Raw genomic sequence first — 14,276 nt, forward strand, 5'->3', positions numbered from 1 at the left:
CGCGCCAGCGCACTCGCCGACGCCCGGCAGCGTGAGGTCGAAGAGCGCCGGCAGGCCGAAGAGGAAGCCAAGCGCCGCGCCAGCCGCGAAATCGCCGAGCGCGCCGAGCGTGAAGCCGCCGAAGCCCGTCGGCTGGCCGAAGAGGAACGTCATCGCCAGGAAGAGGAAGCCAAGCGCAAGGCCGAGATCGAGGCCAAGCGGCGCTTTGGCGAGGGCGAAGCGAAGCCAGCCGCAGCAGCCAAGCCAGCGGCCGCAGCAGCCCCTGCACCGGCGCCGGCGGCTCCAGCCCGTACCCCATCGACCCCGGGACGCCCATCTGCGACCCCGGGACGCACGTCGGCGACCCCGGCACGCACACCAGCATCGGCTCCAGCGACGAAGGCGCCGGGCGTCGCCGCAGAGCCCGATGAAGACGAGGGTCCGCGCCAGGTTCGCCGTGGCCCGGGTGGTGCGATGCGCCCCGTGGCTGCTCCGAAGACCACGCACAAGCCAGGCCCCCAGAAGCAGCGCGGCCGCTTGACGGTTGTCACCGCGCTCGATGCCGACGATGTGCGCGAGCGTTCGATCGCATCATTCCGCCGGCGTACCCAGCGCCTGAAGGGCCATGCGTCGAATGAACCGAAGGAAAAGCTGATCCGCGAAGTCACGATCCCGGAAGCCATCACCATCCAGGAACTCGCCAACCGCATGTCCGAGCGCGCGGTTGACGTCATCCGGTTGTTGATGAAGCAGGGCGCGATGTACAAGATCACCGACGTGATCGATGCCGACACCGCGCAACTGATCGCCGAGGAACTAGGGCACACGGTGAAGCGCGTGGCCGCCTCCGACGTCGAGGAAGGCCTGTTCGACGTCGTCGACGACTCCACCGACACCGAGCCGCGTTCGCCCGTCGTCACGGTCATGGGCCATGTCGACCACGGCAAGACTTCGCTGCTCGACGCACTTCGTCATGCCAACGTGGTCTCCGGCGAAGCCGGCGGCATCACGCAGCATATCGGCGCCTACCAGGTGTTGTCGCCGGAAAGCGGCACGAAGATCACCTTCATCGACACGCCCGGTCACGCCGCGTTCACCGCGATGCGCGCGCGCGGCGCCAAGGTCACCGACATCGTGGTGCTGGTGGTCGCAGCCGATGACGGCGTGATGCCGCAGACGGTCGAAGCGATCAATCACGCCAAGGCCGCCAGGGTTCCGATCATCGTCGCGATCAACAAGATCGACAAGCCGGACGCGCGGCCCGAGCGCGTGCGCACGGAACTGCTGCAGCACGAGGTGCAGGTCGAATCGCTCGGCGGCGAAGTCGTCGATGTCGAGGTCTCGGCCAAGAACAAGACCAATCTCGACCGGCTGCTCGAGATGATCGCATTGCAGGCCGAACTTCTCGACCTCAAGACCAACTCGCAGCGTCCGGCCGAAGGCACAGTGATCGAGGCCAAGCTCGACCGCGGCCGTGGTCCGGTCGCAACCGTGCTGGTGCAGCGCGGCACGCTCAGGGTCGGCGACATCATCGTCGCCGGCGCCGAGATGGGCCGCGTCCGCGCGCTGATCTCGGACCAGGGCGAGAATCTCGACGAAGCCGGTCCGTCCGTGCCGGTCGAAGTGCTCGGTTTCAACGGTCCGCCGGAAGCCGGCGATCGGCTTGCGGTGGTGGAGAACGAAGCTCGCGCCCGCCAGGTCACGAGCTATCGCGCGCACCAGAAGCGCGAGAACGCCGCCGCCTCGATCTCGGGCATGCGCGGCTCGCTCGAGCAGATGATGTCGCAGCTCAAGACCGCGGGCCGCAAGGAATTCCCGCTGATCGTGAAGGCCGACGTGCAGGGCTCGCTCGAAGCGATCCTGGGCTCGCTGGAAAAGCTCGGCACCGAGGAAGTCGCCGCCCGCATCCTGCATGCCGGCGTCGGCGGCATCTCGGAATCGGACGTCACGCTGGCGGAAGGCTTCAACGCCGCGATCATCGGCTTCTCGGTGCGCGCCAACAAGGAGGCGGCCGCCGCCGCCAAGCGCAACGGCATCGAGATCCGCTACTACAACATCATCTACGATCTCGTGGATGACATCAAAAAGGCGATGTCCGGCCTGCTCGCGCCGACCCTGCGCGAGACCATGCTCGGCAACGCCCAGATCCTGGAGGTGTTCAACATCTCCAAGGTCGGCAAGGTCGCCGGCTGCCGCGTCACCGATGGTACGGTCGAACGCGGTGCCAATGTCCGCCTGATCCGCGACAACGTCGTCGTGCATGAAGGCAAGCTGTCGACGCTGAAGCGCTTCAAGGACGAAGTGAAGGAAGTCGTCGCCGGTCAGGAATGCGGCATGGCGTTCGAGAACTACGGCGACATGCGTGTCGGCGACGTGATCGAATGCTACCGTGTCGAAACGATCCAGCGCTCTCTGTAAGTCCAAGTCTTACGAAGCGCGGGAATTTCGAGCTGAACCGTCGTGCCCCGCGAAGGCGGGGCATCCAGTATCGCAATTGATTCTAGGCACAAAATACTGGATCACCCGCTTTCGCGGGTGATGGCGATAATTTGGGATTTTAGATAATGCCCCGTCATCAGAAGAAGAGTTCCGCCGCTGGCGGCTCGCAACGTCAGTTGCGCGTCGGCGAGACGGTACGCCATGCGGTTGCCGAGATTCTCTCGCACGGTGACGTCCACGATCCGGATCTTCAAGGCCACATCATCACCGTTCCCGAGGTGCGAATGTCGCCGGACCTGAAGCTCGCGACCATCTACGTGATGCCGCTCGGCGGACGCGACACCGAGACCGTGATTGCTGCGCTCGACCGCAACAAGAAATTTCTCCGCGGCGAGATCGCACACCGCGTTAACCTGAAATTTGCACCTGACATCCGCTTCCGCGTCGACGACCGATTCGACGAAGCGGAACGTATCGAGAAATTACTGAGAACACCTGCGGTGCAACGTGATCTTGCACCCGATTCGGACGACGAGTGAGATGACCGTGACGACCGCAAACCCCGTGATCGAATCGCAGGACGTCGATTCGCATGCGGATGAAGAAAAAATTTCGGCGCCCGCGCGCGGCAACGAGACGCGTCGCGTCAACAACGATCCGCGCCAGAAACAGAAGCAGCAGGGTAACCAGCCGCGGCGCGACAAGCGCGACGTCCATGGCTGGGTCGTGCTCGACAAGCCGATCGGCATGACGTCGACGCATGCCGTCGCGGTGCTGAAGCGCCTGTTCCAGGCCAAGCGCGCCGGACACGCCGGCACGCTCGATCCGCTCGCCTCGGGCGGGCTGCCGATTGCGCTCGGCGAAGCCACCAAGACGGTTCCGTTCGTCATGGAAGGCCGCAAGCGCTACCGCTTCACGGTGGCCTGGGGCGAGGAACGCGACACCGACGACATCGAGGGCCGCGTGGTCAGGACCAGCGAGCTCCGCCCCTCGGCCGGTTCGATCCAGGAACTGCTGCCGCGCTTCACCGGCGTGATCGAGCAGGTTCCCCCGCAATATTCCGCGATCAAGGTCCAGGGCGAGCGGGCCTATGACCTGGCGCGGGACGGCGAAACGGTCGAATTGCAGCCCCGGCCGGTCGAGATTCACGAATTAACCCTGGTGGAACATGGGGATGGGGGCCAGTCCGTGTTCGAGGCCGAGTGCGGCAAGGGAACCTATGTCCGCGCTTTGGCCCGGGATATGGGGCGGATTCTCGGCTGTTTCGGCCATATCTGCGCGCTCAGGCGGACCGTTGTCGGTCCGTTTACCGAACGGGACATGATTCCGCTGGAAGAATTGGAGGCTTTGTGCAATAGAGCCGCGTCTGGCGAGGGCAGCCTCGCCGACGCGCTTTTGCCCGTTGAGACCGCGCTGGACGACATCCCGGCACTGGCCGTCACACGGGCGGATGCGGCAAGGCTCCATCGGGGCCAAGCCGTTTTGTTGCGCGGACGGGATGCGCCCAATTGTAGCGGCACAGTCTATGTCACGGTGGCAGGCCGGCTTCTCGCGCTTGCCGAGATTGGCAATGGCGAAATCATCCCCAAGCGCGTGTTCAACCTGACCGGACTGACTGCCAGTTCGGCTCGCAACCATGGAAGTATTTGACGATGTCGATAACCGCCGAACGCAAAGCGGAAGTCATCAAGACGAATGCCCTCAAAGCCGGCGACACCGGCTCGCCCGAGGTTCAGGTCGCGATCCTGTCGGAACGCATCAGCAACCTTACCGAGCACTTCAAGACCCACGGCAAGGACAACCATTCACGCCGCGGCCTGTTGAAGCTCGTGTCGACGCGACGCTCGCTCCTCGACTACATCAAGAAAAAGGACGAGGCGCGTTACAAGGCATTGCTGGAAAAGCATAACATTCGTCGTTGATTTCAAGACTGCGCGCGCAACGTTAGCGCGCGTTTTCGCATGATCTTCCGAGAGACCGGAGTTTCAACCGTTCGGAGACGATCATGCACAAGAGCATGAACGTGACGACCGCATGTCGCACGCACTCATGTTCAAGCCTGGAGCATGACCCGGTTTTCCGGAAAGACCATGCTCAAACCTAAAGTGCCCAGCAGCAATCCGGCCGCTGGGCGGGGCAAGATGCCCATATGAACGAAAGGATGGACGCCATCCGGAACTTGAGAACCATGGCAGGATCGCCGGATACTGATCACGGCTTGCGATCAGTGTCCCGCCATCTTGCGCATGGTTTTTGCGTTTTGGAGGCCCGCTCTTTCGTGAAACCATGAAAGAAGACCAAAATGTTTACGACCCATTCCGTGGAGATTGACTGGGGCGGACGCCCCCTCAAGCTTGAGACCGGAAAGATCGCCCGACAGGCCGACGGCGCCGTGGTGGCGACCTATGGCGAGACCGTGGTGCTTGCCACCGTCGTCGCCGCCAAGACGCCCCGCGAAGGCGTCGACTTCCTGCCGCTGACGGTCGACTACCAGGAGAAGGCCTATGCCGCGGGCCGCATCCCCGGCGGCTACTTCAAACGCGAGGGCCGGCGACCGAAAAGGAGACGCTGGTCTCCCGCCTGATCGACCGCCCGATCCGCCCGCTGTTCGTCGACGGCTGGCGCAACGAAACGCAAGTGATCATCACCACCCTGTCGCATGACATGGAGAACGATCCGGACATTCTGGCGATGGTTGCCGCTTCCGCGGCGCTGACGCTGTCCGGCGTGCCGTTCAAGGGCCCGATTGGAGCGGCCCGCGTCGGCTTCGCCAACGACGAATATGTGCTGAACCCGACGCTGGACGAGATGAACGAGACCCAGCTCGACCTCGTCGTCGCCGGCACCGCCGATGCCGTGCTGATGGTGGAATCGGAAGCCAAGGAGCTGAACGAAGACGTCATGCTCGGCGCCGTGATGTTCGGCCACCGGCACTTCCAGCCCGTCATCAACGCGATCATCGAGCTCGCCGAGAAGGCCGCGAAGGAGCCGCGCGAGATCACCGCGATCGACAACTCGGCGATCGAGAAGGACATGCTCGGCCTGATCGAGCAGGAACTCCGCACCGCCTATGCGATCCCGATCAAGCAGGAGCGCTATGCCGCAGTCGGCGCCGCCAAGGAAAAGGTGATAGCGCACTTCTTCCCGGAAGGGCAGGAGCCAAAATATGACAAGCTGCGCGTCGCCGACGTGTTCAAGGAGCTGGAAGCGAAGATCGTCCGCTGGAACATCCTCGACACCGGCAAGCGCATCGACGGCCGCGACGTCAAGACGGTGCGCAACATCGTCGCCGAAGTCGGCGTGCTGCCGCGCGCCCACGGCTCGGCGCTGTTCACCCGCGGCGAGACCCAGGCGATGGTCGTGACCACGCTCGGCACCGGCGAGGATGAGCAGTACATCGACGCGCTGTCCGGAACGTACAAGGAGACGTTCCTGCTGCACTACAACTTCCCGCCCTACTCGGTCGGCGAGACCGGCCGCCTGGGCGGCACCAAGCGTCGCGAGATCGGCCACGGCAAGCTCGCCTGGCGCGCGATCCATCCCGTGCTGCCGCCGCACCACGAATTCCCCTACACGGTGCGCGTGGTGTCTGAAATCACAGAGTCCAACGGCTCGTCGTCGATGGCCTCGGTCTGCGGCGCCTCGCTGGCGCTGATGGATGCCGGCGTGCCTCTGAAGCGGCCGACCGCCGGTATCGCGATGGGCTTGATCCTCGAAGATCAGCGCTTCGCGGTGCTCTCGGACATCCTCGGCGACGAGGACCATCTCGGCGACATGGATTTCAAGGTCGCCGGCACCGACCAGGGCATCACCTCGCTGCAGATGGATATCAAGATCGAGGGCATCACCGAGGAGATCATGCGCGTCGCGCTTGGCCAGGCCAAGGAAGGGCGCATCCACATCCTCGGCGAAATGGCGAAGGCCCTGACGGCGGCGCGCGCCGAGCTCGGCGAATACGCGCCGCGCATCGAGACCTTCAAGATCCCGACCGACAAGATCCGCGAAGTGATCGGTACCGGCGGCAAGGTGATCCGCGAGATCGTCGAGAAGACCGGCGCCAAGATCAACATCGAGGACGACGGCACCGTGAAGGTCGCCTCCAACGACGGCGAGGCGATGAAGGCTGCGATCAAGTGGATCAAGTCGATCACCTCCGAGCCGGAGATCGGCCAGATCTACGAGGGCACCGTGGTCAAGGTGATGGAGTTCGGCGCCTTCGTGAACTTCTTCGGCGCCAAGGACGGCCTCGTCCATATCAGCCAGCTCGCATCCAACCGCGTGCAGAAGACCTCCGACGTCGTCAAGGAAGGCGACAAGGTCAAGGTCAAGCTGCTCGGCTTCGACGACCGCGGCAAGACGCGGCTGTCGATGAAGGCGGTCGACCAGGAGACCGGCGAGGATCTGGAGGCCAAGCAGAAGCCCGACGCGTCGGCGCCGCGCGAGGCCGCCGGCGAGTGAGCGCCCGGACGACAATAGAATAACTAAAAAAGGGCGGCCTCAATGGCCGCCCTAAGTTTATGTGGGGCTTTGCAAATCAACCGTGGCCGATGGCCATGTGCGGTTTGGCCGCGATATCGTGATCGTACTTTGTCGGAACCGCTTCACGTCTTGCGCCTACAATAAGACAGCATGCTTTCCTTAAGCCCGGAGGTCACGATGTCATTCCTGTCCCGCCGCCGCCTGATGATGGCCGCAACCGGTCTCGTCGCCGCAGCCACTTCGCCGCGAATGGCGTTCGCGCAAGGCTCGGCCCAGCCGCCTGCCGGTCCGTTCAAGGTGGACCCGCTGCCATATCCCGCCAATGCGCTGGAGCCGCATATCGATGCGCTGACGATGCAGATCCATCATGACAAGCATCACCAGGCCTATGTGAACAACGTCAACGCGATCGCCAAAGATCATCCGCAGATCGCCGAAAAGCCGGTCGCGGATGTGCTCGCCAATCTGAACAACGTGCCGGAAGCCGTCCGTACCGGCGTCCGCAACAACCTCGGCGGCCACGCCAACCACACCATGTTCTGGCAGATCATGGGACCGAATGGCGGCAAGCCGGAAGGCGAAGTGCTCGCCGCGATCGACCGCGACCTCGGCGGCATGGAGAAACTGCGGACCGACTTCAACGCGGCCGGCGGACGCGTATTCGGTTCGGGCTGGGTGTTCGTCACGGTGACCAAGGACGGCAAGCTCGCGCTCGAGACCCGCCCGAACCAGGACAGCCCGCTGATGGACGGCAAACGCACGCTGTTCGGCAACGACGTCTGGGAGCACGCCTATTATCTGCATTACCAGAATCGCCGCCCTGACTATCTGCAGGCCTGGTGGAACACGGTGAACTGGAAGGCGGTCGGCGACCGCTACGCGGCCGCAAAGGCAGGCACGCTCGGCGTGTAGTCCACACGCGACAGCAGTATCACACGGCCGGGGGCGCGATATCGTCTCCGGCCGCTTCGCTGCACCGCCGAACTTCATGAGCAAGCTTCCCTTCACGGCGCCCCAGAATTGGCCGTTGCCAATGCAAGCGTTCGGAGCGATGAACGCGTCTTCGCCCGTGAAAGGTTCAGCATCATGATCCAGCTCTATTGGTCGCCTCGTTCGCGCTCGTTCACCTGCCTGTGGTTGATGGAAGAATCCGGACTGCCGTATGAGCGCGTGCTGACGGACATTTCGACAGGCGCACAGAAGGCGCCGGAGTTCCTGAAGATCAATCCGATGGGCAAGGTTCCGGCGCTGAAGGACGGCGACGTCGCACTCGGCGAGGCGGCTGCGATCTGCGCGTATATTGGAGATCGCTATACTGAAACGAAGTTGGCGCCGCCGATCATTGATCCGAAGCGGGCAAGATTTCTGCAGTGGCTGTTCTTCGCGCCGAGCTGCATCGAGCCGGCGCTGATCCAGATCTTCACCAAGCTCGAGGTGCCCACCAGCACCGCCGCATGGGGCAGCGCGACACAGGTGTTCGACGTGCTCGACACCGAACTGCAGAAGGGACCGTGGATCCTCGGCGAGGATTTTTCCGCCGCCGACATCGTGGTCGGCTCGGGCCTGAATTATGCGGTGCGGCTGTTCAAGATGGTGCCGTCACGGCCGTCCTTCGAGGACTATATCGCGCGCTGCGCCGCGCGCCCGGCGTTCCAGCGCGCGGAGAAGATTGCCGCAGGTTAATACTTGTAGGCTGGGCAAAGCGCAGCGTGCCCACCATCCGCATTCCGCTCGTGACGGTGGGCACGCTGTGCTTTGCCCACCCTACGATTTCGAGCTACTCCGCCTTCAGGTCTTCCGGGCGCGGCATCGAGATCACGTTGTAGCCGGAATCGACGTAGTGGACTTCACCGGTGACGCCACCGGAGAGATCGGACAGCAGATAGAGTGCGGACCCGCCGAGCTCATCGAGCGTCACGCCGCGGCCGAGCGGTGAATGCTTCTGCTGAAACGCGAACATCGCGCGTGCATCGCCGATGCCCGAACCGGCAAGCGTGCGCACCGGACCCGCTGAAATCGCGTTGATGCGGATGGCGCGCGGGCCGAAATCGGCGGCGAGATAGCGCACGGAGGCTTCCAGCGCCGCCTTCGCAACCCCCATCACGTTGTAATTGGGCATCACGCGCATCGATCCGCCGAACGTCAGTGTGATCATGGCGCCGCCGGTTTCCGGCATCAGCTCGGCTGCGCGCTTGGCGAGCTCGGTGAAGGAGAAGCAGGAGATCAGCATGGTGCGCGAGAAATTCTCGCGCGTGGTGTCCGCATAGCGGCCCTTCAGCTCGTTCTTGTCGGAGAAGGCGACAGCATGGACGAGAAAATCGAGCTGACCCCATTTCTCGCGCAAGGCTGCGAACACCGCATCGACGCTGGCGAGATCCTCGACATCGCAGGGCAGCACGGTGTCGACGCCGAGCGACTGCGCCAGCGGCTTGACGCGCTTGCCGAGCGCCTCGCCCTGATAGGTGAAGGCGAGCTCGGCGCCCTGCGCATGGAGCGTCCTGGCGATGCCCCATGCGATCGAGTGATCATTGGCAACGCCCATGATCAGTCCGCGCTTGCCTTTCATCAGGTCCTGCATTGCCCGTCCGCTCCATTTATTCGCGATGTCATCACCCGCGAAAGCGGGTGATCCAGTATTCCAGAGGCGCTAGCAATCAGTCTGAAAGGCCGCGGCATACTGGATGCCCCGCCTTCGCGGGGCATGACGGATAAATAGATTACGCATCCAGCCGCTTGAACACCAGCGTCGCGTTGGTGCCGCCGAAGCCGAAGGAATTCGACAACACGGTGCCGAGCTTCGCATGATCGATGCGCTTGCGCACGATCGGCATGTCGGCGAAGACGGGATCGAGCTCGGTGATATGCGCGCTCTCGCAGATGAAGCCGTTGTTCATCATCAAGAGCGAATAGATCGCCTCCTGCACGCCGGTGGCGCCAAGCGAGTGGCCGGTCAGCGCCTTGGTCGCCGAGATCGGCGGACATTTCTCTCCGGTGCCGAACACTTTGCGGATCGCCTCGATCTCCGGCGGATCGCCGGCCGGCGTCGAGGTCGCGTGCGGATTGATGTAGTCGATCGGCGTCGTCACCGTCGACAGCGCCATGCGCATGCAGCGCTCGGCGCCTTCACCGGAGGGCGCCACCATGTCGTAGCCGTCGGAGGTGGCGCCATAGCCGACGATCTCGGCATAGATTCGCGCGCCGCGCGCCTTGGCATGTTCAAGCTCTTCCAGCACCACGACGCCGGCGCCGCCGGCGATGACGAAACCGTCGCGGTTGATGTCGTAGGGGCGCGAGGCGGTGGCCGGCGTGTCGTTATATTTCGACGACATGGCGCCCATGGCGTCGAACAGCACCGACAGCGTCCAGTCCAGCTCTTCGCAGCCGCCGGCGAAGATCATGTCCTGCTTGCCCATCTGGATGATCTCGGAGGCATTGCCGATGCAATGGTTCGACGTCGCGCAGGCCGAGGAGATCGAATAGTTCACGCCCTTGATCTTGAACCAGGTCGCAAGCGTCGCGGAAGCGGTCGACGACATGCCCTTGGGAACGGCGAACGGACCGACCCGCTTCGGGCCCTTGGTGCGCGCGATGTCGGCGGCCTCCACCAGCGTGCGCGTCGACGGGCCGCCCGAACCCATGATGATTCCGGTGCGCTCGTTGGAGACTTCGTCCGCCTCGAGCCCGGCATCGCGGATCGCCTGCTCCATCGCCACGTGATTCCATGCCGCACCATCGGCCAGAAACCGCATCGCGCGGCGATCGATCACCTCGGCCGGCTTGAGCGTCGGCGCGCCTTGCACCTGCGAACGGAAGCCGAGCTCGGCATATTTCTCCGCGCGGGTAATCCCGGACTTCGCCTCGTGAAGGCTCGCAAGCACTTCCTGGGTGTTGTTTCCGATGGACGAGACAATGCCCATCCCGGTGATGACAACCCGCCTCATGATCGCCTCGCCCTGCCGTTAGTTTTCTGTGCGATGGTTTCGGTCACGCCGGGGCCGTGCCCTGCTTGAACAGCCCAACCTTCAAATCCTTCGCGCGATAAATAATCTCGCCGTCCATGGAAAGCCAGCCATCGGCAATGCCGAGCACCAGCTTCGAGCGCATCACGCGCTTAATATCTACGTTGTACACAACCTTGCGCACATTCGGCAGAACCTGACCGGCGAGCTTCAGCTCGCCAAGCCCGAGCGCCCGCCCGCGTCCCTCGCCGCCGATCCAGCCGAGGTAAAAGCCAACCATCTGCCACATCGCATCCAGGCCGAGGCAGCCGGGCATGACGGGATCGTTCTTGAAGTGGCAGCCGAAGAACCAGAGATCCGGCTTCACATCGAGCTCGGCGCGCACCAATCCCTTGCCGAACTCGCCACCGGTCTCGGAGATATCGCTGATGCGGTCGAACATCAGCATCGGCGGCAACGGCAACTGGGCATTACCGGGACCGAACATCTCGCCCCTGCCGCACGCCAGCAAATCCTCGTACTCGTAACCGCTGCGCCGCTCCAGCATCCTCTTTCCACTCTCCTCAATGTCCCGGTGAAGCGCTCTCGAACGAACCGGACCGTTTCCCCGGCGGGACAAGATTTCCCGCAACGCGGCGCTACCTTGGGCGCGAACGGCGTCTCTACCGAATTCGCATATGTGGTCCGCGCGCTCTGTAACATAGGCATGAAGGTGCGGCAAAGTGCCGGAATGGGTTAAATTGCTGCATCCCCAGAGGGTTCCGGTCGGGCCGCCTGCGTCGGCCCTAGTTGCGAGGAACTTGCATCTGAAGGATTTCCTTCTTATAGTGTTTGGAATATTGCCCGAGTTAGGTGTCTAGAGTGCATATGAGCGACGAAGTTCCGCATGTGAGCGATGACGCTGGTCAGATCGCCCGCAGCCCCGGTCATCAGCCGGCGCTGACCGGTTGTCCATGGCATGACGTCAATGAAATGCTGCAGGCGGCAGGCCTTCGGCCGACCCGTCAGCGCATGGCGCTGGGCTGGCTCCTGTTCGGCAAGGGCGCCCGCCATCTGACCGCAGAAATGCTTTACGAGGAGGCGACGCTCGCGAAGGTTCCGGTGTCGCTGGCCACCGTCTACAACACGCTGAACCAGCTCACCGATGCCGGCCTCCTGCGTCAGGTCAGCGTCGACGGCACCAAGACCTATTTCGACACCAACGTCACCGCGCACCACCATTTCTATCTCGAGAACAACCACGAGCTGGTCGACATTCCCGACCCGCATCTGGTGCTCTCCAAGATGCCGGATATCCCGGAAGGCTACGAGATCGCGCGCATCGACATGGTGGTGCGGCTGCGCAAGAAGCGCTGAGCTTCGGTACCTCAACACAAGCGGAAATTCCGTAGGGTGGGCAAAGGCGCGTTTGCGCCGTGCCCGCCGTTAACGTCTGTGCTCTCGATGGTGGGCGCGCTTCGCTTTGCCCACCCTACAGCATCATCGCCGGAATTCGGCTAATCCACCTTCTCGTCGGCGTAGACGCCCCACAGGCGCTGCTGCTCGATCCAGCCATCGAAGCCGTTGCCGGTGACGCGGCACCAGCTATTGGCGCATTTCCTCACCTGCGCGATGACGCCGGCCTGCAGCCGCGCCGCCACCGCACTCTTCGCGTCCGGGCGATCGTAGAGCGAGGCCAGATCGTCCTTGTGCTTCATCGTGACGACCGCGGTGCGGCGACCCGATAGCAGCGAATGATAGACCCAGCCTTCGGCGCCTTCGGAATCGCGCACCCGGCGCCAGTTCTCGAACTCGGCGGTGATTTCGACCGGCAGGCCGGAGCGGGTGTAGACCCAGGCGACGTCATTGTCCTTGGTCGGGCCGGCGCGGACGTTCACATGATCGGACTTGAGGCTGACGTAACGGGGTATCGGCAGGCCGCTGGTGGTCGGGCTTGCATCCTTGGCCGAATGTCCTGGGGATACCGAGGTGCCGAGCATGCACCCGACCAGCATCGCCAACCAACTCAACCGCCCCAACGCCATCAACTCGTCTCCTGCCGAGAACGCCAACTCAAATTCTGCGAGTTGAACCCGTGAACGCCCAGAACCCCAGACCCTTGCGCCGCGCGTCAATGCCCCGGCCCGTCTTGCCGAGGGGTTCTTGTGTTGGCCCGGTCTTCTGCTAGAGAGGACGGAACGTTTAGAACCAGAACGCCCGACTTTTCCTTGGAAACCCGAGGCAAGCATCGGGGAACCCAGGGAAACGTGAAGGAAACGCCGGGACCGCGCAGCAACCGCAGTTTCGAACAACCGGGTTAATGAGGCCTGAACGGCGAAGCCTTTGACGGGCCGAAGCCTCATGAGAGCAGGACATGTCGGTTAAGAAGAAGCCTCTCGTCGTCGTCACCCGCAAGCTGCCGGATTCGATCGAGACCCGGATGCGCGAATTGTTCGACGCCAGGCTCAATCTCGACGACACGCCGATGACATCGGAGCAGCTCGCAGAAGCCGTGCGCACCGCTGACGTGCTGGTGCCGACCGTCACCGACCTGATCCGCGAGGACGTCCTCAATCAGCCCGAGTCCAAGGTCCGGCTGATCGCCAATTTCGGCAACGGCGTCGACAATATCGACGTCGCGGCGGCGCATGCGCGCGGCATCACCGTGACCAACACGCCGAAGGTGCTGACCGAAGATACCGCCGACATGACCATGGCGCTGATCCTCGCGGTGCCGCGACGGATGATCGAAGGCGCCTCGATCCTGACCGAGGGCAAGCACTGGCCGGGCTGGTCGCCGACCTGGATGCTCGGCCATCGCATCGGAGGAAAAAGGCTCGGCATCATCGGCATGGGCCGCATCGGCCAGGCGGTCGCGCGCCGTGCCCGCGCCTTCGGCCTGCAGATCCATTATCACAACCGACGCCCGGTGGCCCCGCGCATCGCCGACGAGCTTGGCGCCACCTATTGGGAAAGCCTCGACCAGATGCTGGCGCGGATGGATATCCTTTCGGTGAACTGTCCGCACACGCCTGCGACCTTCCACCTGCTTTCCGCGCGGCGGCTGAAGTTGATCCGAAAAGATGCCTATATCGTCAACACTGCGCGCGGCGAGGTGATCGACGAGGACACGCTGATCAAGCTGATCGAAGCCGGAGAGATCGGCGGCGCCGGCCTCGACGTCTATGAGCACGAACCGGCGGTCAACCCGAAGCTGGTGCGGCTCGCCAAGGCAGGCAAGGTGGCGTTGCTGCCGCATATGGGCTCGGCCACCATCGAGGGCCGCGTCGAGATGGGCGAGAAGGTGATCATCAACATCCGAACCTTCCTCGACAACCACAAGCCGCCGGACCGCGTGCTGCCGAGCATGTTGTGAGCGTGGTGCACCCGTAGCACCTGTAGCCCGGATGGAGCGCAGCGCAATCCGGGATAGGTCTTTGG

Annotated in this window: 13 protein-coding genes and 1 pseudogene; 9 read left to right on the plus strand and 5 right to left on the minus strand. The window is 63.4% G+C overall.

Annotated features, from left to right (window positions below):
• Positions 1-2,397, plus strand: a 2,397-nt coding sequence (gene infB, locus CWO89_RS29700; RefSeq protein ID WP_130582125.1) for a translation initiation factor IF-2, incomplete at its 5' end; no start/stop codon positions are given.
• Positions 2,398-2,498: 101 nt separating this feature from the next.
• Here infB and CWO89_RS48170 read toward each other — a convergent pair.
• Positions 2,499-2,672 carry a hypothetical protein gene (locus tag CWO89_RS48170; protein WP_245476645.1) on the minus strand — a complete coding sequence of 58 codons (174 nt, stop codon included), beginning with the start codon at positions 2,670-2,672 and terminating at the stop codon, positions 2,499-2,501.
• Here CWO89_RS48170 and rbfA point away from each other — a divergent pair.
• The 6 genes and pseudogenes from rbfA to CWO89_RS29730 all read left to right on the plus strand — a co-directional run bounded on the left by rbfA (position 2,595) and on the right by CWO89_RS29730 (position 8,580).
• Complete coding sequence (rbfA, locus tag CWO89_RS29705) at positions 2,595-2,957, plus strand: 30S ribosome-binding factor RbfA (protein ID WP_245476643.1); 363 nt, start codon at positions 2,595-2,597, stop codon at positions 2,955-2,957. The genes CWO89_RS48170 and rbfA overlap by 78 nt on opposite strands.
• 1 nt (position 2,958) lies before the next feature.
• The gene (gene truB, locus CWO89_RS29710) at positions 2,959-4,068 is read left to right on the plus strand and encodes a tRNA pseudouridine(55) synthase TruB (protein WP_130582126.1); all 1,110 of its coding nucleotides are present in this window, start codon (positions 2,959-2,961) and stop codon (positions 4,066-4,068) included.
• A gap of 2 nt (positions 4,069-4,070) precedes the next feature.
• The gene (rpsO, locus tag CWO89_RS29715) at positions 4,071-4,340 is read left to right on the plus strand and encodes a 30S ribosomal protein S15 (protein ID WP_028168438.1); all 270 of its coding nucleotides are present in this window, start codon (positions 4,071-4,073) and stop codon (positions 4,338-4,340) included.
• 380 nt (positions 4,341-4,720) lie between these two features.
• Positions 4,721-6,876, plus strand: a pseudogene (gene pnp, locus CWO89_RS29720) (polyribonucleotide nucleotidyltransferase).
• Positions 6,877-7,074: 198 nt separating this feature from the next.
• The gene (locus tag CWO89_RS29725; RefSeq protein WP_130582127.1) at positions 7,075-7,809 is read left to right on the plus strand and encodes a superoxide dismutase; all 735 of its coding nucleotides are present in this window, start codon (positions 7,075-7,077) and stop codon (positions 7,807-7,809) included.
• A 174-nt stretch (positions 7,810-7,983) separates the two neighbouring features.
• Positions 7,984-8,580: a glutathione S-transferase family protein gene (locus CWO89_RS29730; RefSeq protein ID WP_130582128.1), complete on the plus strand. Its 597-nt coding sequence runs from the start codon at positions 7,984-7,986 to the stop codon at positions 8,578-8,580.
• A gap of 94 nt (positions 8,581-8,674) precedes the next feature.
• On the opposite strand, the gene fabI is transcribed toward CWO89_RS29730, so the two are convergent.
• From fabI to fabA, 3 genes are all read right to left on the minus strand, one after another.
• A complete protein-coding gene (gene fabI, locus CWO89_RS29735; protein ID WP_130582129.1) occupies positions 8,675-9,475 on the minus strand; it encodes an enoyl-ACP reductase FabI in 801 nt (266 codons plus the stop codon).
• Positions 9,476-9,614: 139 nt separating this feature from the next.
• A complete protein-coding gene (gene fabB, locus CWO89_RS29740; protein ID WP_130582130.1) occupies positions 9,615-10,838 on the minus strand; it encodes a beta-ketoacyl-ACP synthase I in 1,224 nt (407 codons plus the stop codon).
• Between the two features lie 43 nt (positions 10,839-10,881).
• The gene (gene fabA / locus CWO89_RS29745; RefSeq protein ID WP_130582131.1) at positions 10,882-11,403 is read right to left on the minus strand and encodes a 3-hydroxyacyl-[acyl-carrier-protein] dehydratase FabA; all 522 of its coding nucleotides are present in this window, start codon (positions 11,401-11,403) and stop codon (positions 10,882-10,884) included.
• Between the two features lie 320 nt (positions 11,404-11,723).
• Here fabA and irrA point away from each other — a divergent pair, with 320 nt between their 5' ends.
• Complete coding sequence (gene irrA, locus CWO89_RS29750; protein ID WP_130582132.1) at positions 11,724-12,212, plus strand: iron response transcriptional regulator IrrA; 489 nt, start codon at positions 11,724-11,726, stop codon at positions 12,210-12,212.
• Between the two features lie 140 nt (positions 12,213-12,352).
• On the opposite strand, the gene CWO89_RS29760 is transcribed toward irrA, so the two are convergent.
• Positions 12,353-12,880: an SH3 domain-containing protein gene (locus tag CWO89_RS29760; protein ID WP_130582133.1), complete on the minus strand. Its 528-nt coding sequence runs from the start codon at positions 12,878-12,880 to the stop codon at positions 12,353-12,355.
• A 329-nt stretch (positions 12,881-13,209) separates the two neighbouring features.
• Here CWO89_RS29760 and CWO89_RS29765 point away from each other — a divergent pair, with 329 nt between their 5' ends.
• Entirely contained in the window at positions 13,210-14,211 is a 1,002-nt protein-coding gene (locus tag CWO89_RS29765; protein ID WP_130582134.1) for a 2-hydroxyacid dehydrogenase, read from the plus strand.
• Positions 14,212-14,276 lie beyond the last annotated feature (65 nt).

It is taken from the genome of Bradyrhizobium sp. Leo170, assembly GCF_004296405.1.
Classification (GTDB): domain Bacteria; phylum Pseudomonadota; class Alphaproteobacteria; order Rhizobiales; family Xanthobacteraceae; genus Bradyrhizobium.

Excerpts from the sequence above, each read along its gene's own strand:
- truB (WP_130582126.1), top strand. The coding sequence starts at position 2,959 with ATGACCGTGACGACCGCAAACCCCGTGATCGAATCGCAGGACGTCGAT.
- rpsO (WP_028168438.1), top strand. The coding sequence starts at position 4,071 with ATGTCGATAACCGCCGAACGCAAAGCGGAAGTCATCAAGACGAATGCC.
- CWO89_RS29725 (WP_130582127.1), top strand. The coding sequence starts at position 7,075 with ATGTCATTCCTGTCCCGCCGCCGCCTGATGATGGCCGCAACCGGTCTC.
- CWO89_RS29730 (WP_130582128.1), top strand. The coding sequence starts at position 7,984 with ATGATCCAGCTCTATTGGTCGCCTCGTTCGCGCTCGTTCACCTGCCTG.
- fabI (WP_130582129.1), bottom strand. The coding sequence starts at position 9,475 with ATGCAGGACCTGATGAAAGGCAAGCGCGGACTGATCATGGGCGTTGCC.
- fabB (WP_130582130.1), bottom strand. The coding sequence starts at position 10,838 with ATGAGGCGGGTTGTCATCACCGGGATGGGCATTGTCTCGTCCATCGGA.
- fabA (WP_130582131.1), bottom strand. The coding sequence starts at position 11,403 with ATGCTGGAGCGGCGCAGCGGTTACGAGTACGAGGATTTGCTGGCGTGC.
- irrA (WP_130582132.1), top strand. The coding sequence starts at position 11,724 with ATGAGCGACGAAGTTCCGCATGTGAGCGATGACGCTGGTCAGATCGCC.
- CWO89_RS29760 (WP_130582133.1), bottom strand. The coding sequence starts at position 12,880 with ATGGCGTTGGGGCGGTTGAGTTGGTTGGCGATGCTGGTCGGGTGCATG.
- CWO89_RS29765 (WP_130582134.1), top strand. The coding sequence starts at position 13,210 with ATGTCGGTTAAGAAGAAGCCTCTCGTCGTCGTCACCCGCAAGCTGCCG.